Annotated in this window: 23 protein-coding genes; 13 read left to right on the top strand and 10 right to left on the bottom strand. The window is 60.6% G+C overall.

What is annotated here, in order from left to right:
• Nucleotides 1-2: 2 nt before the first annotated feature.
• The 3 genes from xdhB to KQ933_RS14085 all read right to left on the bottom strand — a co-directional run bounded on the left by xdhB (nt 3) and on the right by KQ933_RS14085 (nt 4,672).
• Nucleotides 3-2,339: a xanthine dehydrogenase molybdopterin binding subunit gene (xdhB, locus tag KQ933_RS14095; protein WP_216755463.1), complete on the bottom strand. Its 2,337-nt coding sequence runs from the start codon at nt 2,337-2,339 to the stop codon at nt 3-5.
• A gap of 61 nt (nt 2,340-2,400) precedes the next feature.
• Nucleotides 2,401-3,867: a xanthine dehydrogenase small subunit gene (gene xdhA / locus KQ933_RS14090; protein WP_216755462.1), complete on the bottom strand. Its 1,467-nt coding sequence runs from the start codon at nt 3,865-3,867 to the stop codon at nt 2,401-2,403.
• A gap of 28 nt (nt 3,868-3,895) precedes the next feature.
• Nucleotides 3,896-4,672, bottom strand: a complete 777-nt coding sequence (locus KQ933_RS14085) for a 3-hydroxybutyrate dehydrogenase (RefSeq protein ID WP_216755461.1) — start codon at nt 4,670-4,672, stop codon at nt 3,896-3,898.
• A 178-nt stretch (nt 4,673-4,850) separates the two neighbouring features.
• Between KQ933_RS14085 and glpK the strand changes: the two genes are divergently transcribed.
• Nucleotides 4,851-6,344: a glycerol kinase GlpK gene (glpK, locus tag KQ933_RS14080; RefSeq protein ID WP_216755460.1), complete on the top strand. Its 1,494-nt coding sequence runs from the start codon at nt 4,851-4,853 to the stop codon at nt 6,342-6,344.
• Nucleotides 6,345-6,348: 4 nt separating this feature from the next.
• On the opposite strand, the gene KQ933_RS14075 is transcribed toward glpK, so the two are convergent.
• The gene (locus tag KQ933_RS14075) at nt 6,349-7,320 is read right to left on the bottom strand and encodes a GlxA family transcriptional regulator (protein WP_216755459.1); all 972 of its coding nucleotides are present in this window, start codon (nt 7,318-7,320) and stop codon (nt 6,349-6,351) included.
• 117 nt (nt 7,321-7,437) lie between these two features.
• Between KQ933_RS14075 and KQ933_RS14070 the strand changes: the two genes are divergently transcribed.
• Nucleotides 7,438-8,079 carry an HD domain-containing protein gene (locus KQ933_RS14070; protein WP_216755458.1) on the top strand — a complete coding sequence of 214 codons (642 nt, stop codon included), beginning with the start codon at nt 7,438-7,440 and terminating at the stop codon, nt 8,077-8,079.
• A gap of 49 nt (nt 8,080-8,128) precedes the next feature.
• On the opposite strand, the gene KQ933_RS14065 is transcribed toward KQ933_RS14070, so the two are convergent.
• A complete protein-coding gene (locus KQ933_RS14065) occupies nt 8,129-9,091 on the bottom strand; it encodes a hypothetical protein (RefSeq protein WP_216755457.1) in 963 nt (320 codons plus the stop codon).
• Between the two features lie 204 nt (nt 9,092-9,295).
• Here KQ933_RS14065 and KQ933_RS14060 point away from each other — a divergent pair, with 204 nt between their 5' ends.
• The 5 genes from KQ933_RS14060 to greA all read left to right on the top strand — a co-directional run bounded on the left by KQ933_RS14060 (nt 9,296) and on the right by greA (nt 13,492).
• On the top strand, nt 9,296-9,670 hold the full coding sequence (locus KQ933_RS14060; RefSeq protein WP_183731850.1) for a YciI family protein: 375 nt from the start codon (nt 9,296-9,298) through the stop codon (nt 9,668-9,670).
• Nucleotides 9,667-10,929, top strand: coding sequence for an RNA polymerase sigma factor (locus KQ933_RS14055; RefSeq protein ID WP_216755456.1), 1,263 nt, complete (start codon nt 9,667-9,669; stop codon nt 10,927-10,929). Before KQ933_RS14060 ends, KQ933_RS14055 begins: the two co-directional genes overlap by 4 nt.
• A gap of 197 nt (nt 10,930-11,126) precedes the next feature.
• Nucleotides 11,127-12,188 (top strand): LLM class flavin-dependent oxidoreductase, encoded by a 1,062-nt coding sequence (locus KQ933_RS14050; protein ID WP_216755455.1) that lies wholly within the window; start codon nt 11,127-11,129, stop codon nt 12,186-12,188.
• A 40-nt stretch (nt 12,189-12,228) separates the two neighbouring features.
• Nucleotides 12,229-12,978, top strand: a complete 750-nt coding sequence (gene map / locus KQ933_RS14045; RefSeq protein ID WP_183731838.1) for a type I methionyl aminopeptidase — start codon at nt 12,229-12,231, stop codon at nt 12,976-12,978.
• A 31-nt stretch (nt 12,979-13,009) separates the two neighbouring features.
• Entirely contained in the window at nt 13,010-13,492 is a 483-nt protein-coding gene (gene greA, locus KQ933_RS14040) for a transcription elongation factor GreA (RefSeq protein WP_216755454.1), read from the top strand.
• Nucleotides 13,493-13,532: 40 nt separating this feature from the next.
• On the opposite strand, the gene KQ933_RS14035 is transcribed toward greA, so the two are convergent.
• Entirely contained in the window at nt 13,533-13,931 is a 399-nt protein-coding gene (locus tag KQ933_RS14035) for a RidA family protein (RefSeq protein ID WP_216755453.1), read from the bottom strand.
• Between the two features lie 192 nt (nt 13,932-14,123).
• Between KQ933_RS14035 and KQ933_RS14030 the strand changes: the two genes are divergently transcribed.
• Nucleotides 14,124-14,720: a TetR/AcrR family transcriptional regulator gene (locus tag KQ933_RS14030; protein ID WP_216755452.1), complete on the top strand. Its 597-nt coding sequence runs from the start codon at nt 14,124-14,126 to the stop codon at nt 14,718-14,720.
• Between the two features lie 39 nt (nt 14,721-14,759).
• Here the strand turns inward: KQ933_RS14030 and KQ933_RS14025 are convergent, their stop codons facing one another.
• Nucleotides 14,760-15,377 (bottom strand): PadR family transcriptional regulator, encoded by a 618-nt coding sequence (locus tag KQ933_RS14025; protein WP_216755451.1) that lies wholly within the window; start codon nt 15,375-15,377, stop codon nt 14,760-14,762.
• A gap of 161 nt (nt 15,378-15,538) precedes the next feature.
• On the opposite strand from KQ933_RS14025, the gene KQ933_RS14020 reads away from it, so the two are divergent.
• On the top strand, nt 15,539-16,720 hold the full coding sequence (locus KQ933_RS14020; protein WP_216755450.1) for a YbfB/YjiJ family MFS transporter: 1,182 nt from the start codon (nt 15,539-15,541) through the stop codon (nt 16,718-16,720).
• A gap of 123 nt (nt 16,721-16,843) precedes the next feature.
• On the top strand, nt 16,844-18,109 hold the full coding sequence (sbmA, locus tag KQ933_RS14015) for a peptide antibiotic transporter SbmA (protein ID WP_216755449.1): 1,266 nt from the start codon (nt 16,844-16,846) through the stop codon (nt 18,107-18,109).
• A gap of 59 nt (nt 18,110-18,168) precedes the next feature.
• Here the strand turns inward: sbmA and KQ933_RS14010 are convergent, their stop codons facing one another.
• Both KQ933_RS14010 and KQ933_RS14005 read right to left on the bottom strand, forming a co-directional pair.
• The gene (locus KQ933_RS14010) at nt 18,169-18,699 is read right to left on the bottom strand and encodes a PAS domain-containing protein (protein WP_216755448.1); all 531 of its coding nucleotides are present in this window, start codon (nt 18,697-18,699) and stop codon (nt 18,169-18,171) included.
• Nucleotides 18,700-18,819: 120 nt separating this feature from the next.
• A complete protein-coding gene (locus KQ933_RS14005) occupies nt 18,820-19,809 on the bottom strand; it encodes a polysaccharide deacetylase (RefSeq protein ID WP_216758912.1) in 990 nt (329 codons plus the stop codon).
• Between the two features lie 128 nt (nt 19,810-19,937).
• Between KQ933_RS14005 and KQ933_RS14000 the strand changes: the two genes are divergently transcribed.
• From KQ933_RS14000 to der, 3 genes are all read left to right on the top strand, one after another.
• Complete coding sequence (locus KQ933_RS14000; RefSeq protein WP_216755447.1) at nt 19,938-20,534, top strand: NnrU family protein; 597 nt, start codon at nt 19,938-19,940, stop codon at nt 20,532-20,534.
• A 101-nt stretch (nt 20,535-20,635) separates the two neighbouring features.
• On the top strand, nt 20,636-21,319 hold the full coding sequence (locus tag KQ933_RS13995) for a tetratricopeptide repeat protein (protein ID WP_216755446.1): 684 nt from the start codon (nt 20,636-20,638) through the stop codon (nt 21,317-21,319).
• Nucleotides 21,320-21,335: 16 nt separating this feature from the next.
• Nucleotides 21,336-22,760: a ribosome biogenesis GTPase Der gene (gene der, locus KQ933_RS13990; RefSeq protein WP_216755445.1), complete on the top strand. Its 1,425-nt coding sequence runs from the start codon at nt 21,336-21,338 to the stop codon at nt 22,758-22,760.
• Between the two features lie 60 nt (nt 22,761-22,820).
• Here der and KQ933_RS13985 read toward each other — a convergent pair whose 3' ends face one another.
• Nucleotides 22,821-23,258: a MarR family winged helix-turn-helix transcriptional regulator gene (locus KQ933_RS13985; protein WP_216755444.1), complete on the bottom strand. Its 438-nt coding sequence runs from the start codon at nt 23,256-23,258 to the stop codon at nt 22,821-22,823.
• Nucleotides 23,259-23,287: the final 29 nt, after the last annotated feature.

Raw genomic sequence — 23,287 nt, 5'->3', positions numbered from 1 at the left:
CGTTACACCCTCTTCATCCTCTCGACCGCCATCAGCACGCGTTCAGGCGTTGCGGGCGCATCGAGACGCGGGCAGACGCGATAATTCGCGACGCTCGCGACAGCCATGGAAAGAGCCTCCAGCACTGAGATCGCCAGCATGAAGGGTGGCTCGCCGACGGCTTTCGAGCGGCCGATCGTCGCTTCGGTATTTTCGGACCATTCTGCCAGGCGCACGTTGAAGATCTTCGGCCGGTCGGAGGCGAGCGGGATCTTGTAGGTGGAAGGCGCATGCGTGCGCAGGCGGCCCTTGTCATCCCACCAGAGTTCTTCCGTCGTCAGCCAGCCCATGCCCTGAACGAAGGCGCCTTCGACCTGGCCGATATCGATCGCCGGGTTCAACGAGCGGCCGACATCATGCAGGATATCGGTGCGGTCGATGAGATATTCGCCGGTCAGCGTGTCGATCGACACTTCGGTGCAGGCGGCGCCATAGGCGAAATAGTAGAAAGGCGTGCCGCGGCCGGCCTTGCGGTCCCAATGGATTTTCGGCGTCTTGTAGAAGCCGGCGGCTGAGAGCTGCACCCGGGCGAAATAGGCCTGCTTGATGAAATCGGGGAAGGGGACTTCGATGTCTCCGACCCGCACACGGTTAGGCAGGAAGATCACTTCCGAGGCCGGAACGCCCCATTTCTCCGCGGCAAAGGCGACAAGTCGTTCCTTGAGCTGACGGGCTGCATCGAAGGCGGCCATGCCGTTCAGGTCCGAACCGGAAGAAGCGGCGGTGGCCGAGGTATTCGGCACCTTGCCAGTCGTCGTCGCCGTGATCTTCACCCTGTCGATATCGACCTGGAAACTGTCGGCAAGAACCTGCGCCACCTTGGTGTAGAGGCCCTGGCCCATTTCGGTGCCGCCATGGTTCAGGTGGATCGAGCCGTCCTGATAGATATGGACGAGCGCGCCGGCCTGGTTGAAGGCGGTCATGGTGAAGGAGATGCCGAATTTGACCGGCGTCAGGGCGATGCCCTTGCGGATATAGCGGCTGTCGCGGTTGAAGGCGACGATGGCGTTGCGGCGGGCGCGGTAATCGGCGCTGTCCTCCAACTCCTCGACCACGCGGGCGATGATATTGTCCTCGACCTCCTGATGATAGGGCGTGGTCGTGCGCCCCGAACCCGTCTGGCCGTAGAAATTCAGCTTGCGGATATCGAGCGGATCCTTGCCGACGACATAGGCGATCTCCTCGATGAAGCGCTCGGCACCGAGCATGCCCTGCGGCCCGCCGAAACCGCGAAAGGCGGTGTTGGAGACGGTATGCGTCTTCAGCGGCTGCGAGGTCAGATGCACATGCGGGTAGAAATAGCTGGAATCGGCGTGGAAGAGGGCGCGGTCGGTGACCGGGCCTGACAGGTCGGAGGAGAAGCCGCAGCGGGCCGAATAGGTGGCGTCGACGGCGTGGATGCGGCCTTCCTCATCGAAGCCGAGTTCGTAATCGACACGGAAGTCGTGGCGCTTGCCGGTGGCGCTCATATCCTCGTCGCGATCCGGACGGAACTTGATGGCGCGCTTCAGTTTCTTGGCGGCGATTGCCGCAAGGGCCGCGAACTGGTTGCCTTGCGTTTCCTTGCCGCCGAAGCCGCCGCCCATGCGGCGCACGTTCACGGTCACGGCGTTCGAGGGGATGTGCAGCACTTGTCCGACGATATGCTGGATTTCGCTCGGGTGCTGTGTGGACGACCAGACAGCAACCTCATCATCCTCGCCTGGGATCGCCATGGCGATATGGCTTTCGAGATAGAAATGCTCCTGGCCGCCGATGCGCATGCGGCCCGTCAGCCGGCGCGGGGCGTTGGCCATTTCCGTTTCCGGCTCGCCGCGCTTCAGCGTCATCGGCGTGATGACGAGCGGGCTGCCATTTTCAATAGCCCCATCGATATCGCTCCAGTGCGGCAGGTCGCGATATTCGATCTTTGCCTTGCGGGCGGCGCGCCGCGCAATCTCGCGGGTTTGCGCGATCACTGCGAAGATCGGCTGGCCGTGGAATTGAACCAGAGTTTCGGCGAGCAGCGGTTCGTCATGACTGCCGTTGGAGCTGACGTCGTTGATGCCGGGAATGTCCTTGCCGGTGAAGACCCAGACGACGCCGGGATAGGTCTGGACCTCGGATAGATCCATCGAGACAATCTCGGCATGGGCGCGGTCGGACAGGCCAAGCGCGCCGTGCAGCAGATCGGACGGTTCAGGAATATCGTCGATATAATCGGCACTTCCGGTGACATGCTTATGCGCTGAATCATGGCGCAGCGAGACATGCATCTGGCCGTTGATGAGCTTGCGTTCCTCGAAGGCGGACTTGTCCATCAGATGGCTCCTTCGCGAGGAGATATGGTGCCGCCGCTTGTGCCGACATATATCATCTTCATCATGCCACCTCCTCGAACCGCTTCAGTTCGGCGGGCGCACCGACCGTTTCGAGGTAAAACCGCGTCAGCAGGTTCTTGGCCGTCAACTTGCGGTATTCAGCAGTTGCGCGCCAGTCCGTCAGCGGCTGGAAATCGGCATCGAAGGCGGGGCGGGCGGCCTCGACGGTCGCTTCATTCCAGATCTTGCCGATCAGTTCTGCCTCGACGCTGCGGGCGCGCTTCGGCGTTGCGGCCATGCCGCCGAAAGCGATACGGATGTCGGTAACGTGTTCTGTCTCATCCAGCACCAGATGGAAAGCACCGAGGACGGCGGTGATATCCTCGTCGCGGCGTTTGCTGATCTTGTAGACGGCAAATTTCGCGTCGGCGGTCGGATAAGGCACGAACAGGCTTTCGACGAATTCGTCGCGCCTGCGGTCCTGCCTTCCATAGGCGATGAAGTAATCTTCGAGCGGAAGCGTGCGCGTGCCCGCGGTCGAGCGCAACGTCAGTTGTGCGCCGAGTGCGATCAGCGGCGGCGGGCTGTCGCCGATCGGCGAACCGTTGGCGATATTGCCGCCGATTGTGCCCATATTGCGGACCTGTTCGCCGCCGATGCGGGTGATGAGGCGGGCAACGGTCGGAATTTTCCGGGCAATGGTCTCCAAGGCGCGGGTATAGGTGACGCCGGCGCCGATGGTGATGCCGGTCTCGCCTGCGGTGATCGACTGAAGCTCCGTCAGGTGATTGATGAAGACAACGGGGTTCAGTTGCTGCATCTGCTTTGTGACCCAGAGGCCGACATCGGTCGAGCCGGCAACGATCGTTGCTGCGGGTTCTGCGGCCAGGATCTTCGCCAGTGCCTCCAGGGAGCGCGGCACGATCAGCCGGCCTTCTTCCGACGTGACCGTCAGCGTTTCCGATGCCTGCATGGCCCAGAGGCGGGCGATGATTTCGGCGCGGGTCTTTTCCAAGGGATCGAAGAGCGTGCTCGGGCGCTGCAGGCTCACCTGTTCGGCTGCCTTGACGATGGGCTCGTAGCCGGTGCAGCGACAGAGATTGCCCTGGAGCGCCTGTTCGATCTCGGCACGGTCGGGCTTCTCGTTGGAGAGCCAGAGGCCGTAGAGGGACATGACGAAACCGGGTGTGCAGAAGCCGCATTGCGAACCGTGGCAATCGACCATGGCCTGCTGCACCGGATGCAGCGTGCCGTCTCTAGCCGCCAGGTGCTCGATCGTCACGACATGGGTGCCCTGAAGGGAGCCGATGAAGCGGATGCAGGCATTGACGGATTCATAGAAAAGCTTGCCGTCGATCAACCGGCCGACCAGCACGGTACAGGCGCCGCAATCACCCTCGGCGCAGCCTTCCTTCGTGCCCGTCAGTCGCCGCCTCAGCCGGAGAAAATCAAGAAGAGTCTCGGTCGGCCGGACGTTCTCCAAGGAAACGTCCTCGCCATTGAGGATGAAGCGGATGCTGTCGTTCATGATGTTCCCGGTTGTTTTTCCAAAATGGTTATGCCGCCGTCCAGCCCCCGTCAATCGAGATATGCGTACCGGTTACCTGTCGGGCTTCCTCGCTTGCGAGGTAGATGGCGAGCGCGCTGATCTCCTCGGCCTTGACGAATTCATGCGTCGGCTGCGCCTTGAGGATGACTTCGGTCTTGACCTGTTCCTCGGTCATGCCGCGCGCCTTGGCGGTATCCGGGATCTGCTTTTCGACCAGCGGGGTCAGCACGTAGCCGGGGCAAATGGCGTTTACCGTCACGCCGAATTCGGCAAGCTCGAGCGCTGCCGTCTTCGTTAAGCCTAACATACCATGTTTTGCCGCTACATAGGCAGATTTGAAGGGCGACGCGACCAAGGCATGTGCCGAAGCGATGTTGATGATGCGGCCATGTTTTTTCGCTTTCATCAGCGGGATCGCAGCACGCATCGTATGGAAAGAGCTGGACAGATTGATGGCGATGATCTGGTCCCACTTCTCGATCGGGAAATCTTCGATCTTTTCGACATGCTGGATGCCGGCATTGTTGACGAGGACATCGACCGTCCCGAAGGTCTTAGCCGCAGTTTCGATCAGATCGGCAATCTCTGATGGCTTCGTCATGTCAGCCGGGTGATAGAGTGCCTTCGCTTTCGACGATGATTCAAGGCGCCCGACTATATCATTGATTTCATCTTCTTTTCCGAAGCCGTTGATGACGACGTTGTCGCCCCTGGCGGCAAAGGCAGTGGCAATCGCAAGCCCGATGCCGCTGGTGGACCCGGTGACGACGACTGATCTGCTCATGCTTCTTCCTTCCTGACTATGAGATGCTGCATTGCAACGTTGAAGCGAGGTTATGCCCAAAGGCGGCGGGCTGGCAATCGGGAAGTGGCTGAGGGGCGCCGCCACTTACGCCCTTCCAAGCCAGGCGGACCTGCCCTATTGATTTGCCACGACAACAGCATGCAGCGGGAGGAATCGCATGGGTGGATATGTTCTGGCGGTCGATCAGGGAACGACTTCGACGCGGGCGATCGTCTTCGACGGCGACATGAAGATCGCCGGCATGGGCCAGAAGGAATTCACGCAGATCTATCCGCGATCCGGCTGGGTGGAGCACGATCCCGAGGAAATCTGGGATTCGGTCGTTTCCACCATCCATATGGCACTACGCGAAGCCAAGGTGACGGCCAAGGATATTGCCGCACTCGGCATCACCAACCAGCGCGAGACCGTCGTCGTCTGGGAGCGCGAAAGCGGCAAGCCGATTCAGAACGCCATCGTCTGGCAGGACCGGCGCACGGCAAGCTATTGCGACAATCTCAAGCGGCAGGATCTGGAGCGCACCTTCACGAAAAAGACGGGTCTCATTCTCGATCCCTATTTCTCGGGAACGAAGCTCTCCTGGATGCTCGCCAATGTGAAGGGCGCGCGCGCAAGGGCGGCGCGTGGCGATCTCTGCTTCGGCACGATCGATACCTTCCTCATCTGGCGGCTGACGGGCGGCAAGAGTTTTGTCACAGACGCGACCAATGCCTCGCGGACGCTGATGTTCAATATCGCCACCAATGAATGGGATGCGGATCTGCTCGACATCCTGCGCGTACCGGCCGCCATGCTGCCTGAAGTGAAGGATTGCGCCGATGATTTCGGCACCGTCGATCCGGAGCTTTTCGGCGCAGCGATCCCGATCCTCGGTGTTGCCGGCGACCAGCAGGCGGCGACGATCGGCCAGGCCTGCTTCGAGCCGGGCATGCTGAAATCGACCTATGGGACAGGCTGCTTCGCGCTGCTGAATACCGGCAGCGACATGGTGCGTTCGAAAAACCGGCTGCTGACGACGATTGCCTATCGCCTTAACGGTGAAACGACCTATGCACTGGAGGGCTCGATCTTCATTGCCGGGGCGGCTGTTCAGTGGTTGCGCGATGGCCTTGGCATCATCGACAGGGCATCCGATACGAGTGATCTGGCGGAAAAATCCGATCCGACGCAGGAAGTCTATCTCGTGCCGGCCTTTACCGGCCTTGGCGCGCCGCATTGGGATGCCAAGGCGCGCGGTGCGATCTACGGCCTGACGCGCAACAGCGGACCGGCAGAGCTTTCCCGCGCGGCGCTGGAAGCTGTCTGCTACCAGACGCGCGACCTGCTGGAGGCCATGCAGAAGGACTGGAAGCACGGCACCGACAATACGGTGCTGCGCGTCGACGGTGGCATGGTTGCCTCCGACTGGACGATGCAGCGGCTCGCCGACCTGCTGGAAGCACCGGTCGATCGGCCCGTCATTCTGGAGACGACGGCGCTCGGAGCGGCATGGCTTGCCGGTAGCAGGGCCGGCGTCTGGCCGGATCGGCAGACGTTCTCGGCCACCTGGAAGCGGGACCGGCGCTTCGAACCCGCCATGGACGACAAGACGCGCGCCGCGAAGCTCAAGGGATGGAAGAACGCGGTAAAGCGGACGCTGAGCGAACTCTGATCGCTCAGCTCACCAGGCTCATGTGCGCGTATTGCTTGCGGTATTCCGCAGGTGTCACGCCGAGATGGCGAGTGAAGGCGCGGCGCAAGGTGTCGTCATCGGCAAAGCCGCATTCGCTGGCCACCTGTTTCGGCGCATGGCCGCTTTCGAGCAGCCGGCGGGCGGCGGCAATGCGGGTAGATTCGACCCAGGCTGCCGGCGTCATGCCGACTTCATCGCGAAATAGACGGGCGAAATGCCGGGGGCTGAGTTCCATCCGGCGGGCGAGTTCGGCGACGCTATGGTCGGCAGCGGGATTGGCTGCTATCCAGCGCTGCACTTCCTGTAGCGCCGAGCGTCCGGCGGGGACGGCTTCGCCCTTGCGGCTGAACTGCATCTGGCCACCAGGGCGCTTGAAGAACATGACGAGCTGGGCTGCGACACGCATCGCCACGTCACGGCCGAGATCCTCTTCGACAAGGGAGAGGGCAAGATCCAGTCCCGCTGTAACGCCGGCAGCGGTTCTCAACTCCCCGTCGGCCACATGGATCGCGTTCTCCTCGACCGTCACGGTGGGATAGGCCTGTCTCAACCTCTCTGCGACGGCCCAGTGCGTGGTTACCCGGCGGCCGTCTAGCAGGCCGGCGGACGCGAGCAGGAATGCGCCGCTGCAGACCGAGCCGTAACGGCGGGCGCCGGGTGCAGCCTTGCCGAGCCATGCCAACAGCTTTGCATCATGCTCGATCTCAGCCGAATTGGGACAGCCGGCGACAAGCAGCGTATCGAGCGGACCGGTCTCGTCCTCGATCGTATAATCGGCGACCAGGCGGATGCCGGAAGAACTGCGGATATGGCCGTGCGTGGTGGCGATGACGACGGGGCGATAAACTTGCCTGTCGCTCTGCAGGTTAGCTTCGGCAAAAACATCGAGGGGGCCGGAAACATCCAGAAGCTGGACGCCGGGAACGGCAAGGATGGCGATGGTCCGGGGCTTCATCTGACGGCCTCATGTCCGCAGCGGAATGTTTTTGGCAGAAAATGCCGGATAGCGTCGATTGCTGACATTCTCGTCCGCTTTTACGCTCCTTGACATCCACCATCAAGGAGAAAGACGATGACATTGACGATCGGCGGCATCAGCATTCCCGACAGCAAGCTGGCACGCGACATTACCGAACTTGTCAGGGACACGGAATCGCCGCTGCTCTTTCATCATTCCAGCCGGGTCTATTATTTCGGTGCGCTCTTGGGCAAACGCCGCGGGCTGAATTTTGACCCGGAACTGCTTTATGCAGGCGCCATGTTCCATGACATGGGGCTGACGCACCAGCATAGTTCGGAGCACGAGCGTTTCGAGGTCGACGGCGCCAATGCTGCTCGTGATTTCTTGAAAAGTTACGGTATCTCGCAGGTCGATATCGACACCGTCTGGAGGGCTATCGCGCTGCATACGACGCCCGGCATTCCGCAGCATATGCACCCGGTCGTGGCCTTGGTGACGGCAGGCGTGGAAATGGATGTTCTCGGCATCGACTATCACGGCTTCGGCGATGTCGACCGTGAGGCGGTGGTGCACGCGCATCCGCGCACGCCGAATTTCAAGGAGGATATCATCCAGACCTTCTATGACGGCATCAAGCACAAGCCGCAAACGACCTTCGGCAATGTGAAGGCGGATGTGATCGCCGACAAGGAGCCACATTTCCACAGAGGTAATTTCTGCAGCGTGATCCGCAATTCGGCCTGGGGCGGCTAAGTCAGGGGGAGCTGTGGCAGGCGGCTTGGCGGCCGCCTGACTGTTCTTGTCATTTCTTCAGCCAAGGCGTTGCCATGCTCCAGAAGATCACGTCGGCGCCGAGATAGTCCTTTGCGAAGGCGGTGAACTCTTCCTTGGTGAAGGGCTTCTTGGTCGCGGGGTTCCTGTAGGTCAGCGTCGGCTCCTGCACTGCGAGGCCGACATAGCTGAGCTTGCCCTTGTACTTGTTGAAGAAGGGATAAGAGTTCTTCATCTGCGCCTTGCGGTTCGGCACGATATCGGGGCCGCCGAGGCCGACATTGTTCTTTTCGGCGAAATCGAAGAGGCGGCCCATATAGTTGTGGTCGTTCTCCCATTCGCAGGGCCAGAAGTTCACATATTGCACGACCAGCGACTTTTCGAAGGCCTTGCGGGCGAAGGCAAGGTTTTCCATCTCGGCGGAGAAATAGGCGTCGCAGGAGAAACCGTTTGGTTCATGCTTGGGATCGAGGTCGATGGAGGTTTCCGGCAAGTTGATGCCGTAGACCTGGCCGTCGAACTTTTCGGCGAGCGCCTTTAACAGCGCCTGGTAGCGGGTGCGAACCGCCGGGTTCCATTGCTGAGCGACCCAGCCGGAACCGACTGGCTTGTTTTCTCCGGGATTATCGAATTGCGGGGTCAGGCCGCCATCATATTCCGGTTCGGTCAGCATATAGTCGGGGATGTTGCGCGCCTTCGGATTGAAGAAGCGGTCCTGCACCTGGATGAACATCTTCTTGTTCAGACTTCTGGCGATGGCCAGGTCCTGCTCGATCGCCGAAAAATCATACTGGCCCTTCGCCGTTTCCAGGCTCTTCCAGTTATAGACAACCTGCACGCCGCCGATATCCGGCCGGGCGAGTTTCGCCTTTGCGGCTGCGAGGTCGCCGGAACCCATATAGAGAAAGTTTTCCGGGTTGGAAGCGGCATGGACAGCCTGTGTCGACAATACAAGGGTGGTAAGCGCCGCGAGAAGTTTCTGAGATTTGTTCACGGGGGTCTCGAATGGAAAAGTGATGGAAAGCGCCGACAGCTCTCAGGGCCAAATTAGGCAACTCGATGGCGTGGATTTCGGAGCCCCGTCATAGGCTAACCGCAGCGCTTCGATCAGATTCACTGATTTTCCCAATCGTAATTTTTTGATGCGGCCTGTCGGCCAAACGGTTACTCCTTCGTCATTCGGAAAGAGGAGTTACCGATGCTCTACGCAATCCTTTGCTACGCCAATGAGGAAACCGTTTTTGCCTGGACCGAGGAGGAAGAGGCTGCCGTCATGGGAAATCTCCATGCCGTGATCGAGCCGCTTGCCGCTGCCGGCAAGCTCGGCCCGACCGGCCGGCTGATGCCGACGACGACCGCAGCGACCGTGCGCAAGGGCAGGGACGAGGCCTTCGTTGTCGATGGTCCGTTTGCGGAAACGAAAGAGGCGCTTCTCGGCTTCTATACGGTTGATTTCGAAACGCTGGATGAGGCGATCGCCTTCTCGAAACAGCTTTCGGCGGTCAATCCGGGTTCCACCTCTTACGAAATACGGCCGTTCTACACGTTCAGGCCGGGAGAGATCGCATCATGACAGACATTGCCTGGATCGACCTCGCGCTTGCCTCGGCCCGGCCGAAGGCGCTCGGCGCGCTTCTGCGCTATTTCCGCAATCTCGATACTGCGGAAGAGGCGTTTCAGGAGGCGTGCCTGCGGGCTATCCGGACATGGCCGGAAAAGGGGCCGCCACGCGATCCGACGGCCTGGCTGATCTTCGTCGGCCGCAACAGCGGCATCGATGCGGTGCGCAAGCGCGTGAAGATCCAGGCGCTGCCGGACGAGGATCAGATTTCGGATAGGGAGGATGCCGAAAGCGATATTGCCGATCGGCTGGACGATTCCCACTATCGCGACGACATCCTGCGGCTGCTCTTCATCTGCTGCCATCCGGACCTGCCTGCCACGCAGCAGATCGCGCTGGCTCTGCGCATCGTCTCCGGCCTGTCGGTCTCGCAGATCGCCCGTGCCTTCCTCGTATCCGAAACCGCCATGGAACAACGCATCACGCGCGCCAAGGCGCGGGTGGCGAAGGCCGGCGTGCCCTTTGAAACGCCGAGCCCACAGGAGAGGGCCGAGCGTCTGACGATCGTCAGCACGATGATCTATCTGATCTTCAACGAGGGCTACAGCCAGGCCGATCCGGAGCAGGAGGCGGCAGCCTTCAGCGACGAGGCGATCCGGCTGGCGCGGCTGATGCTGCATATCTTCCCCGCCGAGCCGGAGCTGATGGGGCTGCTGTCCCTGATGCTCCTACAGATTTCCCGCCGTCAGGCGCGCTTCAGCCCCGAAGGGGAGATCGTGCTGCTCGAGGATCAGGACCGCTCGCTCTGGAACCAGCCCTTCATCAACGAGGCGCTGGCGCTGCTCGACAAGGCGCTGCGTCACCGCAGGCCCGGTCCCTACCAGCTGCAGGCGGCAATTGCTGCCGTCCATTCGCGTGCCAAGCGGGCTGAGGATACCGACTGGGTGGAAATCGATCTCCTCTACCGCGCGCTGGAACGTGTCCAGCCCTCGCCCGTGGTGACGCTCAACCGAGCCGTCGTGGTCTCAAAGCTGAATGGCCCGCAGGAGGCGCTCAATCTTATCGAGCAGCTCGATGAGAAGCTCGACGGCTATTTCTACTACCATGGTCTGCGCGGCAATCTGCTGAAGCAGCTCGGGCGCATCGCGCCGGCGCGCCTCGCCTTCGACCGCGCCATTGCGCTTGCCCATTCGGCGGCGGAAGCTGCCCATATCCGCCGGCAGATCGACAAGATGCAGGAAGATGCGGCGCAACCAGCCGCAAAACCGTAGGGTATATTGCGCAATGCAATTGAGCGCGCGATGGACGACTATCAGCCTATGCCGATCATGGGCATTCTTGTCGAAGCGCGGCACTGCCGGGGGTGCTCAGACTATCGATTTTCTCGAAGATATCGTTCCAGAATTTCTGTTTGCTCTTCACTCGCCGCATCCTTATCTCCGGGCTTAAGTTTAACAGGGTGCCGATCATGGAACTGGGCCTTTATACATTTGCAGACGTGAATCCGAACGCTTCCCGCAGCAAGGGAGTGGAAGCGGCCGAGCGGATCAAGCATCTGATCGAGGAGATCGAGCTTGCCGATCAGGTCGGGCTCGATGTCTTTGGGCTCGGCGAACATCATCGACCCGATTATGTGGCCTCCGCGCCGGTGGTCGCACTTGCTGCCGCCGCGACGAAGACCAAGACTATTCGTCTCACCAGCGCCGTCACGGTTCTCTCTTCGGACGATCCGGTGCGGGTGTTCCAGCAGTTTGCGACGCTCGACCTGATTTCCAACGGCCGTGCCGAGATCATGGCGGGGCGCGGCTCCTTCATCGAATCCTTCCCGCTCTTTGGCTACAATCTCGAAGATTACGACCAGCTGTTCGAGGAAAAACTCGATCTTCTTCTGGCTCTGCGCGACAACGAAGTGGTCGACTGGAAGGGCGCGCTGCGCGCGCCGATCCACGGCCGCGGCGTTTATCCGCGGCCGCTGCAGGATCAGCTGCCGCTGTGGATTGCGGTGGGCGGTACGCCGCAGTCGGCGGCGCGCGCCGGTGCTCTTGGCTTGCCAGTGGCGCTTGCGATCATCGGTGGGGAATATCCGCGCTTTGCGCCGCTGTTCGATCTCTATCGGGAAGCGGCCCGCCGGGCGGGGCAGGATGCGACGAAGCTGAAGACCAGCATCAACGTTCACGGTTTCATTGCCGATACGACGGAGGCCGCGGCCGACCAGTTCTACGGTCCGCAGGCCGAAGTAATGAACCGCATCGGCCGCGAGCGCGGCTGGGGACCGACGAGCCGGGCACATTTCGACATGTCGCGCGGCCCGACCGGAAATCTCTTCCTCGGCGATCCGGAACTGGTTGCCGAGAAGATCATTGCCGCCCACAAGGTTTTCCGCAACGACCGCTTCCTGCTGCAGATGGCGATCGGCCAGATGCCGCACGACCAGATCATGCGCGGAATCGAACTTTACGGTACAAAAGTGGCGCCGATCGTCAGAAAGGCATTGACTGGGACTTCCGAAGACGCGAAATCCACCGCTTGACGAAGAGCCTGTCGCTCTCGGGTGAAACCGGAACGGGTCTATGGTTATCGAGAACGACGAGGAACTTACCAAGCTCAAGGATATCGGCCGCATCTGTGCCAACGCCATACAGGTAATGGCGGCGGCGATGGAGCCGGGCATGACGACGCTCGAACTCGACCAGATCGGCCGCAAGGTTCTGGAAGATGCCGGCGCGCGCTCGGCACCTGAATTCTGCTACCAGTTTCCAGGCGCGACCTGCATCAGCGTCAACGAGGAAATTGCCCACGGCATTCCCGGTCCGCGTGTCATCCGGCCGGGAGACCTTGTCAATATCGACGTTTCGGCCGAAAAGGACGGTTTCTTTGCCGATACCGGCGCCTCTTTCGCCGTGCCGCCGGTGAAGTCGAAGATCGAGAAGCTGTGCCGGGACGGCCGGCGGGCGCTGTGGGTCGGCCTCAACCAGATCAAGGCCGGCGAGCCGCTGGCGAAGATCGGCAATGCCGTCGGCGCCTTTGCCCAGAAGAACCGCTATACGCTCGTTGCCAATCTCGCCAGCCACGGCGTCGGCCGCTCGCTGCATGAGGAGCCGGCCGAGCTTTCCACCTGGCCCGATCCGTCCGAGCGGCGCATGATGACGGAAGGCCTCGTTTTTACCGTCGAGCCGTTCCTGTCGCTCGGGGCAACATGGGCAGAAGGCGGCGATGACGCCTGGACGCTCTATGCCGATCCCCAAGCCCCGACGGTGCAGTACGAGCACACAGTCGTTGCAACCCGCAACGGGCCGATTATTCTGACGTTGGCGGCTTGAGGGGTATTTCCCCTCGCTGTTGGAGGTCGAGATGGCTGTTGCCTTTACCAAGGAAGAGAGTGCCGAAACCGCAGCGGAAACGCTGCTGCCCGACCGGCCGATTTCGCCGCATCCCAACCTCGTGACGGAGGCCGGGCTGAAGGCACTTGAACTGCAGGCGCAGGACGCGCGCCAGGCCTATGAGGCTGCGAGCAGGATCGAAGACGTCAACGAACGGCGGCGGCAGCAGGCCAATCCTCTGCGCGACTTGCGTTATATCGTCGAACGCGTCCGCACGGCGCAACTGGTTGCCGACCCGAGAACGACCGACGTGGTGGCCTTCGGAAGCACGGTCACCTTCAGCCGTGATGACGGGCGGGTACAGACCTATCGCATCGTCGGAGAGGACGAGGCCGATCCGAAAGCCGGGTCGATTTCCTATGTTGCGCCGGTCGCTCGGCTCCTCGTGGGCAAGGCCGTTGGAGATGTCGTCACTGTCGGCGACCAGGAACTTGAGGTGATCAGAATTTCATAGAGCGCCGCATGCGCCTTGCGCGCGGCGCTCGTGTTTTGCTTCAGGCCGCCTGCGGCAGGCGGGCGATGACCTTGATCTCGAAATCGAAGCCGGCTAGCCAGTTTACACCGATAGCCGTCCAGTTCGGATAGGGCGCCTCGCCGATTTCCTTCATTCTGATATCCGAGATGATCTGCCACTGTGCTTCGGGATCGGTATGGAAGCTCGTGACATCGACGACGTCGTCGAATGTGGCGCCGGCAGCCGCCAGCACGGCTTTCAGATTGTCGAAGGCAAGCTGCACCTGCCTTGCGAAATCGGGCTCGGGCGAGCCGTCCTCACGGCTGCCGACCTGGCCGGAGACGAAGAGCAGGTCTCCGGAGCGGATTGCCGCGGAATAGCGGTTGATTTCATAGAGCGCCTGCCGGCCGGCTGGGAAGATCGCGTCACGCTTGGTCATTGTTTTCTCCTGTAGACAAAAGGGACCCATCGCCGAACACGCGTTCGTCGCGAGAGGGAAAGCATTCGTGGATACGGGGCTTGCCCGTCATGCGGAGCTGCAATTGATATACGCTCCGTATGTGAATATATCAGGAGATACGCCGTGTATGTCAATACGCATACGGCGCGTATGTGAATTTTGGAGATCGTGATGACCGCAAGAACCCGGACACAGATGATGGAGCAGACGCGGGCAAAGCTCATTCAGGCCGCCCGGAAAGCCTTCGCAGTCAGGGGCTATGCGGCGGCCTCCATGGATGATCTGACCGCCGATGTCGGTCTGACGCGTGGCGCGCTCTATCATAATTTTGGCGACAAGAAGGGCCTGCTACAGGCCGTGATCGACCAGATCGACGCGGAGATGGGCGAGCGGTTACGCATCGAGCGGGACCGGGCCGAGACGACCTGGCTCGGCCTTCTGGCGGAATATACCGCCTATATCGAAATGGCTCTGGAGCCGGAAATCCAGCGTATCATGTTGCTTGACGGACCGGCCGTGCTGGGTGATCCCTCGCAATGGCCGAGCCAGAATGCCTGCCTTCGCACGACGACCCAGACCATGCAGGCGCTGATCGACGAAGGGACTGTCAGATCCGTCGATGCGGAGGCTGCGGCCCGCCTGCTCAACGGAGCGTCGCTCAGCGCGGCACTCTGGATCGCCGCAGCGGCTGATCCTCATGCCGTTTTGGCGAATGTCGTCGAAGCATTCCGATCCCTGGCAAGCGGTCTCCTGAAGGTCGAGGACTGACTGGGGCGGCGACTTCGGTCGCCATTCGCTTAAGCGACGTTAGTCCTGATGCGGGTCGGTCTTGCCGCCCTGCAGGATCTCCATGGCTGCACGCTCCAGAATCCCGGAAATCCTGGCAGCCTCGCTTGTTGACCAGGGATGGCGCATGCGCAGGGCGGAGCGCAGCAGCTGGCGTGCGGCATGGACGTTGCTGTGGTCGCGGCCGAATTCATCGTCCTCGTGGTCACGACGCCGATGGCCGTGGCCACCGCGGCCCCCGCCGCCCTGGGGTTGGTCGGGATCGAACATGCGGTTAACGAAGGCCATGCCTTCGGCAATGCGTTCCAGCTTGGCAAGCGTCTGGTCGATCATGTCGCGGTTTTCTTCCACCTTCCGGCGGCCGGCCTCCGTGATTTTGTAGAGCTTCTTCGTCCCTTCGTTTTCCACTTCCGCCAGTCCGGTCTCTTCCAGATAGGTGAGGGCCGGATAGATGACGCCCGGGCTCGGCACATAGAAGCCGCCGGAGCGCTCCTCCAGCGTCTTGATCAGTTCATAACCGTGGCTTGGACGCTCTTCCAGAAGCGCCAGCAGGATCGTCTGCAACTCGCCGGCAGAAAACCTGCGGCCCATTCCCATGCGCATCGCCTCACCGACGAATCCACCGCGAAAACCTCTCATGATTTGCTCCTTCGGTTCCGATGTATCGCTCACTATGTCGTAAATGTATATCTTAAGATATATCATTCAAGAGGCAATGCCAAAAATCTGTTCGTGAAATTGAAGAACTCATCAGAATTAGTCACTTGTGACGGCCATGCTGCAGCGCGATAAACGGGGCCATGTTGGCTCCCAATGACGACCGCCCGGTCAATCTCCCCACCACAGCGCTTGCAGGCGCCCTCGCCATGGCGGCGGCGATGGGCTTCGGGCGTTTTTCCTTCACCCCGATCCTGCCGGGAATGATGGTCGGCGTGCCGCTATCGGCTGCCGACGCGGGTTTCATCGCTTCCGCCAATTTTGTCGGCTACCTCGTCGGTGCGGTCCTTGCTGCCTATGGCTGGGCGGCGGGGCGCGAGCGGCTGGTGGCGCTTCTTTCGCTGCTGGCGACCGCAATCCTGCTTGCCGCCATGGCGGCGACGGACTCGGTGATGCTCTTTGCGGTCATCCGCTTCCTCGCTGGCGTTGCAAGCGCCTTCACGCTGGTCTTCAGTTCGGCAATCGTGCTGAGCCACGGGGCCGCTGCAGACAATGATCACGTTCAGGCGACGCATTTCGGCGGGCCGGGGGCGGGGATCGCGATTTCCTCCGTCATGGTGCTTGCGCTGGGTTATGTCTTTGACGATGCGGCCGGCGGCTGGCGCGCGGACTGGATCGGCGGCTCACTCTTCTGCCTGGTCAGCCTCGTCATCGTCTGGGCATTGCTGCCGAAGGCGCCGGTACATACGGGCAAGGCGAAGGAGCCTGATCTCATCTGGAGCCGGCCGATGGTCCTGCTGACGCTGTCCTACGGGCTTTTCGGTTTCGGCTACGTCATCACCGCAACCTTTCTCGTCGCCATCGCCCGAATGAGCGCCTCGGGGCCGATCGTTGAATTCCTCTGCTGGTTCATTGCGGGACTGACGGCGACGGTAGCGCTGTTCATCTGGAAGCCCTTCGTGCGCGTCCTCGGGATCGGCGGCGTCTATGTGGCGGCGCTTATCATCGAGGCTGTTGGCGTGCTCGCAACCGTGGCACTGCCGCATTCGGTGGCACCGTTGATCGGCGGTGCGCTGTTCGGCGCAACGTTCCTTGCCATCACCGCCTATGGATTGCAGATCGGTCGCCGGCTGTCACCCGAGAGCCCGCGCCGCATCCTGGCGCTGATGACGGCCGCCTTCGGTATCGGTCAGATCATTGGTCCTGTCGTTGCCGGCTGGATCGCAGAGGGAACCGGGAATTTCGTGCTGCCGACCGTCATCGCCGCAATCGTGCTGGTTTTCTGCGCAGCTCTGGTCATGCCGGTGATGAAGAAAATCCCTTAAGTGATTACAAGTGCGTAACAATGGGCTGGACCCATTGCCGCTTTCTTCGAACTGCCTTAATTTCCGGGCAATCAGTGGTTCGCCACTCTTCCGTGACTCCAGTTCAGGAAAGCAAAACCCCCCGTGTTTCATTCCTTCTTCCCCCAGCCAAAGGCGTTCTTTACTTCGCTCGCAGTCTGGACGCTGGCTGCAATTTTTGGCTGGTATTTCTTCGCTGCCGGTCTCGGTGCTTCGCTTGGTTTTACGCCGGTTCCCGAAGAGCAGCAGCCGATTGATCTCTCGTTCTTTCTGCTGCCGGAAAATCTCTGGTTTTACGGCTACTTCCTTTTAGCCGCACTCATCTTTTGCGGCTTCTGGCATCTAAAGGCGCTGCATCATCCGTGGAAGCTGTGGTCCGTCTGGGGATCGGCGCTGATCATCTTCGTTACCTATTTTGGCGTGCAGATCACGGTCGTCATCAACAACTGGCGCCGGCCTTTTGGTGATCTGCTGCAGAATGCGCTGGCGAAGAAGCCGGGTATTACCGTCGAGAACTTTTACGATCTATTTCTGATTTTTGCGCAGATCGCTTTCCTCGCGATGTTCGTATCGATCCTGACCGATTTCTTCACCAGGCACTACATCTTCCGCTGGCGAACTGCGATGAACAATTTCTACATGGCCAATTGGGAAAAGCTCCGCCATATCGAAGGCGCATCGCAGCGTGTGCAGGAGGATACGATGCGCTTTTCCAGCACCCTGGAAGGCCTCGGCATCAACCTGATCAATTCAGTAATGACGCTGGTCGTCTTCCTGCCGATCATGCTGGAGCTATCGCATTACGTCACGGCGCTGCCGGTGCTCGGTGAAGTGCCGAACTCTCTTTTCTGGCTGGCTATCTTCTGGTCGGCCTTCGGCACCGTCCTGCTTGCTGTCGCGGGTATCAAATTGCCTGGGCTAAATTTTAAGAACCAACGCGTGGAGGCTGCCTACCGCAAGGAACTGGTCTATGGTGAGGATCATGCCGACCGAGCGCAACCGCCGACCGTCCGAGAACTGTTCTCAAGGGTAAGAGCGAATTATTTCACGCTTTACTTTCACTATATGTATTTCGATATTGCCCGCTCGTTTTATCTGCAGGCCGACAATCTTTTCGTCTATTTTTTTATGACGCCGACTCTCGTCGCCGGTGCCATCACCTTCGGCATCTTCCAACAGATCTCGACCGCCTTCGGCCAGGTGAGCAATTCCTTCCAATTTCTCGTCAACTCCTGGTCGACGATCATCGAACTGCTGTCCATTCACAAGCGTCTCAAGGCCTTCGAAGCGGCAATTGACGATGAGCCGCTGCCGGATATCGATCAGCGTTATCTAGAGCGTGAGGCTGGCGTCGTTCACGTCGACGGCTGACAAAAACAGAAAGGGCTACCGAAACGGTGGCCCTTTCGGTTTGAGAGTCCGGCAGATCGTCAATTCGGGCGGTTGCACCCCGTATTTTTCCAATCCAAATCCATCAATGCCTCCAGAATATGATCCGCAACAGCCACGTTGCCCTCCCTGAGGGCGATGTCATAGGCGGCGAGGCAATGGTCGAGCAGCGGCGTGGCCGCCGGTGCTTCCTCCGGAAGGGGAAAGATGATGCCGCCATAAAGGGACGGAATGCCGTTCTTGTCGCGGAAGCAGCGTCCGAAGACCATGACCTGATGGAAGGCGCCGTTGGCGCAGCGGGTGCGGTAGCTTTGGTGTTCCGGCTCCTGTGTCAGGATCGTGTCATGGATGATCCTGGCGGCGGCCGGCTGATCCTCCGGATGGATGCGGGAGATATAGGCTTCGAGCGGCAGGCCGTTTGCCGTTTCCGAGGGATCAAGTTCGAACATCTCGGCGACCGCTCCGTCGCCGTAAAGAAGGTTGGTGACGATGTCCCAGATGAAAAAGCCGGTTTCACAAGTGGGAAACTCGTCTTTGTCGGTCAGACACTCGAAGTACACAATAGCCGTCATGACACCACCACCTGTGCTTGTGCGCATTCATGATGTAATGCTTATCAAAGCGCAGGTCGGATGCAATCAATTGGTGCAGGTGGTTTTTGATATCCAACATTTTAAGTAGGTAAGGGTGCCTTACAACCCGGATGTCTGCTGCAACTGGCCACGTGCCTCGATCATGGGGATCGCTTCGGAATAGCTGACGCAGGCGACATCGGCCCTGTGGCAGACGTCGCCGACCAGCCTGTCGAGCGCACGCCAATAGGCGCCGCCGTTCATCTCCACGAAGTGGAAGCCGAGCTGCAGGGGAATGCGGCTGCCGGCATATTGCCTGTCGAAGGCCTCCTTGAAGGCGGCATAGGCGCGCTCCTCGAAAGCAGCGCTGTCGGCGGAATCCTCTTCGCCCTTGGAGTGCCGGACGAAGAGATTGTAATCCATACCGATAACAGGCTTTTCGGCCGGGCCTTCCGGAATGAGCGGGAGACCGAAGCGGATGACCCCGTGTTCCTCGACCGGCATGGCCGGCCCCTTGGTGACGAGGCTTGCGTCATAGGTGAAGCCTGCTTTCTTCTCGGCTGCGATCATGTCCGCACCGCCGCCGGTCGACAGGTAGGGTGCGCGAAAACCCTTGATGCCGTGGTCGACCAGATCCTGCCAGCCGGCCGGTTCGTCCAAGCCGACGCCCTTCCAGGCGTTCTTCAGCGTCGTCTTGAACGTCGCGTATTCGGCCGACCAGTCCGCCTCGCTCCATTGCCTTCCGTCGAAATGGCCGCAGGCATGGCTGGAAATGTCGTGCCCCTCTAGGTGGGCGTGCCAGATATTGCCGAGGCGCTCGCGGATCTCATCGTCGCTCTGCGCAAAACCGACATTGGATTTTCCGCGTTTCTGATGAGGGGCTTGGTAGGCCTTCTTCGCTGCCTCATTCATCAGGAAGGTACAGGAGAGGAAGTAGGTGAAGTGCGCGCCGTTCTTTGCCGCCATTTCGCGGCTCTTCTGCCAGAGTGCGTTGTCGTGAGCGCCGTCGAAGGAGATGATAACCAGCTGCTTCGGCTTGTCGGCGGCCTCCGCAACGGCAGGAAAAATCAGAGACAGGGCGAGGGAAGCAGAAAAAATAGAACGAAACATGGGCACCGCGACAATTTGCATTGCGGTTTTCCTGTTACAGAAATGCGGCGAAGCTGCGGTCTCGCTGGCATTTTTCACCGTCTGCCGGTAATTCATGGCTGACCATTAAACAGGAAAACCAGATCATCATGGCTCTGCTCGTCCTCAGCCTCATTCTCTTCCTCGGCGTTCATCTGATCCGCGTCGCCGTGCCGGGCTTCCGGCAGGCGATGATCGATGGGATCGGCAAGCCTGCCTGGATGGCTATCCATTCGGTTGCGAGCATCCTGACGCTGATCTTCGTGATCTACGCCTTCGGCGTGGCGCGCAGCGAGCCGATCGGCCTCCTTTATAATCCGCCTGTTGGTATGGCCCACCTTACCGTCACGCTGATGCTGATCGCGGTGATCTGTCTGGTCGCCGGTTTCCTGCCAGGCGGCTATATCAAGACGAAGACGAAACATCCGATCGTGCTGTCGGTGAAGATCTGGGCGCTCGCCCATCTATTGTCGAACGGCGAAGCCTATTCGGTGCTGCTTTTTACAGCCTTCCTGATCTGGGGCGTGGTGCTTCGCATCTCGCTGAAGCGGCGCCAGCAGCGCGGAGAGATCACGTTGCCCACCTTCGTGTCGGCCAAGTATGACCTCTACGCCGTCATCATCGGCGCGATCGTCTGGGCGCTGATGATCGGGCGTGTTCACGAATGGCTGATCGGTGTTGCCCCGCTACCGATGCTTGCTTCGTGACGATTCTGCGATATCCCCCTTACAACGGCCGCAAAATGGAGTAGAAGGCCCGACAATGTGCGTTTTGCACTGTGTATGGGTATCCGCGGCCGGAGACAAGAATGGCATTCAACGACGACAGCTTCATTCGTGAAGTCAACGAGGAACTGCGTTCCGACCAGATGAAGGGCGCAGTGCGCCGGTTTGGCCGCTATGTCATTGCCATTGCCGTTCTCATCGTGCTCGGAACCATCGGCAAGGTCGCCTACGAATATTGGGACAATACCCGTTCCTCCGGCGCCGGCGACCAATTCCTGGCGGCGATGAAGCTTGCCGACGAGAACAAGACGGACGAGGCGCTCGCCGCACTCGACAAGCTGGAAAAGGAAGGCCACGGCGCCTATCCGGTTCTGGCGCGCATGCGTGCAGCGACCGTCCAGTCGCAGAAGGGCGACAATGCCGGAGCGATCGCGTCCTTCGAGGCCATCGCCAAGGACAAATCCGTCCCGGCCGCCGTGCAGGATGCTGCCAAGATGCGCGCCGGCTGGCTGCTGATCGAGAACGGCACCTATGAACAGGTTTCTGCCGCCGTCGAAGAAATGGCCGTACCGGGGAATGCCTTCCGCCATTCGGCGCGCGAGGCGCTTGGTCTTGCCGCCTACAAGGCCGGCAACATGGCCCAGGCGCGCCAGTGGTTCCAGTCAATCGTCGACGATGTCGACAGCCCACGCAATGTTGCCAATCGCGCTCATATGATGCTTGATCTCATCACCGCATCCGGCAAGGCGCCCGCCGCGCAGGGTTAAGGCTTAAGGGAAAAGAATGAGTTTTACGGTCGCCATCGTCGGTCGCCCGAATGTCGGCAAGTCGACGCTTTTCAACCGGCTGGTTGGGAAGAAGCTTGCGCTTGTCGATGACACGCCCGGCGTGACCCGCGACCGCCGCCCGGGCGAAGCGCGGCTTATTGACCTGCGTTTTACAATTGTCGATACGGCAGGCCTCGAAGAGATGACGGATGAGAGCCTGCAGGGCCGTATGCGGCAGCAGACGGAAACGGCAATCGACGAGGCCGATCTATCGCTCTTCGTCGTCGATGCTAAAACCGGGCTGACGCCGGTCGATACGGCGCTCGGCGAGATGCTGCGCCGTCGCGGAAAGCCGGTCGTGCTCGTTGCCAACAAGTCCGAGGCGCGCGGTTCCGACAGCGGTTTCTACGATGCCTACTCGCTGGGGCTTGGCGAACCCGTGCCGATTTCGGCCGAACATGGGCAGGGCATGCTCGATCTGCGCGACGCCATCGTTGCTGCGCTCGGCGAGGATGTCGCTTATCCGTCGAAAGAAGACGTTGCCGTCACCGATGTCGACCTGCCGCAACCATCAGGCGACGAGGGTGAAGACGACGAAGAGCCCGCCTATGACGACACCAAGCCGCTGCGTGTTGCGATCGTCGGTCGTCCGAACGCCGGCAAGTCGACGCTCATCAATCGGTTCCTCGGCGAGGACCGGCTGCTGACGGGGCCGGAAGCCGGCATAACGCGCGATTCCATCTCCGTGGAATGGGACTGGCGGGGCCGCACGATCAAGATGTTCGATACGGCCGGCATGCGCCGCAAGGCCAAGGTGATCGAGAAGCTGGAAAAGCTTTCCGTCGCCGATGCGCTGCGCGCCATCCGCTTTGCCGAAACCGTCGTTATCGTCTTCGATGCGACGATCCCCTTCGAGAAGCAGGATCTCCATATCGTCGACCTCGTGTTGCGCGAAGGCCGCGCGGCGGTTCTCGCATTCAACAAGTGGGACATGATCGAGGATCGCCAGGCCGTGCTCGCTGACCTGCGCGAGAAGACCGACCGGTTACTGCCGCAGGCGCGCGGCATTCGTGCCGTGCCGATCTCCGGCCAGACCGGCTGGGGGCTCGACAAGCTGATGCAGTCGATCATCGATACCGATCGCGTCTGGAACAAGCGCATCTCGACCGCCAAGCTCAATCGCTGGCTGGAGCAGCAGCAGGTGCAGCACCCGCCACCGGCCGTTTCCGGGCGTCGCATCAAGCTCAAGTACATGACGCAGGTAAAGGCTCGCCCGCCGGCCTTCATGGTGTCCTGCACCCGCTCGGACGCCCTGCCGGAATCCTATACGCGCTACCTGATCAACGGGCTGCGCGCTGATTTCGACATGCCGAGCGTACCGATCCGGATCCACTACCGGTCGCCGGACAATCCCTATGAGGGGAAGAAGAAGCGGACTTAGCGCGGTTTTCCAGCGTTGCCGCGCAGGCCGGAATGAGCCTGCCGCCGGGCGCGCCTGGCGTCAGGATGCGCTCTTGTTCAGTGCTTCGCGCAGCGCGACGATCTCTGCCTGCAGCCGTGCAAGCTCATCTCCACTGCGGCCGCTGGCGTCGATGATGCAGCCCGGCACGGTCTCGGCCTTTTCCTTCAGCCGCTTGCCTTCCTCCGTCAGGCGCAGCACGACGACGCGCTCGTCCTCTCTGCTGCGTTCGCGACGGATATAGCCTGCCGTTTCCAGACGTTTCAGGAGCGGGGTCAGCGTGCTCGATTCCAGGAAGAGCTTTTCGCCGAGGCCACCGACGGTCTGGCCGTCTTCTTCCCAGAGACAGACCATGGCCAGATATTGCGGGTAGGTGAGACCGAGCTCGTCGAGCAGCGGCTTATAGACGCGGTTGAAGGCGTGGCTTGCCGTATAGACGGCAAAACAGATGAACGTATCGAGTTTCAGCTGGTCCGACATCTCAATCTCCAAAACTGGTGGACATTATA

The sequence above is a fragment of the Rhizobium sp. WYJ-E13 genome (assembly GCF_018987265.1).
Classification (GTDB): domain Bacteria; phylum Pseudomonadota; class Alphaproteobacteria; order Rhizobiales; family Rhizobiaceae; genus Rhizobium.
This window is presented reverse-complemented; position numbering and strand designations above follow the sequence as displayed.

Bases quoted from the DNA above. Each gene is read 5' to 3' on its own strand.
- KQ933_RS14000 (WP_216755447.1), top strand. From the start codon at position 19,938: ATGGCTCTGCTCGTCCTCAGCCTCATTCTCTTCCTCGGCGTTCATCTG.
- KQ933_RS14085 (WP_216755461.1), bottom strand. From the start codon at position 4,672: ATGAGCAGATCAGTCGTCGTCACCGGGTCCACCAGCGGCATCGGGCTT.
- KQ933_RS14070 (WP_216755458.1), top strand. From the start codon at position 7,438: ATGACATTGACGATCGGCGGCATCAGCATTCCCGACAGCAAGCTGGCA.
- glpK (WP_216755460.1), top strand. From the start codon at position 4,851: ATGGGTGGATATGTTCTGGCGGTCGATCAGGGAACGACTTCGACGCGG.
- KQ933_RS14060 (WP_183731850.1), top strand. From the start codon at position 9,296: ATGCTCTACGCAATCCTTTGCTACGCCAATGAGGAAACCGTTTTTGCC.
- KQ933_RS14050 (WP_216755455.1), top strand. From the start codon at position 11,127: ATGGAACTGGGCCTTTATACATTTGCAGACGTGAATCCGAACGCTTCC.
- KQ933_RS14075 (WP_216755459.1), bottom strand. From the start codon at position 7,320: ATGAAGCCCCGGACCATCGCCATCCTTGCCGTTCCCGGCGTCCAGCTT.
- KQ933_RS14020 (WP_216755450.1), top strand. From the start codon at position 15,539: ATGTTGGCTCCCAATGACGACCGCCCGGTCAATCTCCCCACCACAGCG.
- KQ933_RS14055 (WP_216755456.1), top strand. From the start codon at position 9,667: ATGACAGACATTGCCTGGATCGACCTCGCGCTTGCCTCGGCCCGGCCG.
- KQ933_RS14010 (WP_216755448.1), bottom strand. From the start codon at position 18,699: ATGACGGCTATTGTGTACTTCGAGTGTCTGACCGACAAAGACGAGTTT.
- map (WP_183731838.1), top strand. From the start codon at position 12,229: ATGGTTATCGAGAACGACGAGGAACTTACCAAGCTCAAGGATATCGGC.
- xdhB (WP_216755463.1), bottom strand. From the start codon at position 2,339: ATGGACAAGTCCGCCTTCGAGGAACGCAAGCTCATCAACGGCCAGATG.
- der (WP_216755445.1), top strand. From the start codon at position 21,336: ATGAGTTTTACGGTCGCCATCGTCGGTCGCCCGAATGTCGGCAAGTCG.
- KQ933_RS13985 (WP_216755444.1), bottom strand. From the start codon at position 23,258: ATGTCGGACCAGCTGAAACTCGATACGTTCATCTGTTTTGCCGTCTAT.
- KQ933_RS13995 (WP_216755446.1), top strand. From the start codon at position 20,636: ATGGCATTCAACGACGACAGCTTCATTCGTGAAGTCAACGAGGAACTG.
- KQ933_RS14035 (WP_216755453.1), bottom strand. From the start codon at position 13,931: ATGACCAAGCGTGACGCGATCTTCCCAGCCGGCCGGCAGGCGCTCTAT.
- KQ933_RS14030 (WP_216755452.1), top strand. From the start codon at position 14,124: ATGACCGCAAGAACCCGGACACAGATGATGGAGCAGACGCGGGCAAAG.
- xdhA (WP_216755462.1), bottom strand. From the start codon at position 3,867: ATGAACGACAGCATCCGCTTCATCCTCAATGGCGAGGACGTTTCCTTG.
- KQ933_RS14025 (WP_216755451.1), bottom strand. From the start codon at position 15,377: ATGAGAGGTTTTCGCGGTGGATTCGTCGGTGAGGCGATGCGCATGGGA.
- greA (WP_216755454.1), top strand. From the start codon at position 13,010: ATGGCTGTTGCCTTTACCAAGGAAGAGAGTGCCGAAACCGCAGCGGAA.
- KQ933_RS14005 (WP_216758912.1), bottom strand. From the start codon at position 19,809: ATGTTTCGTTCTATTTTTTCTGCTTCCCTCGCCCTGTCTCTGATTTTT.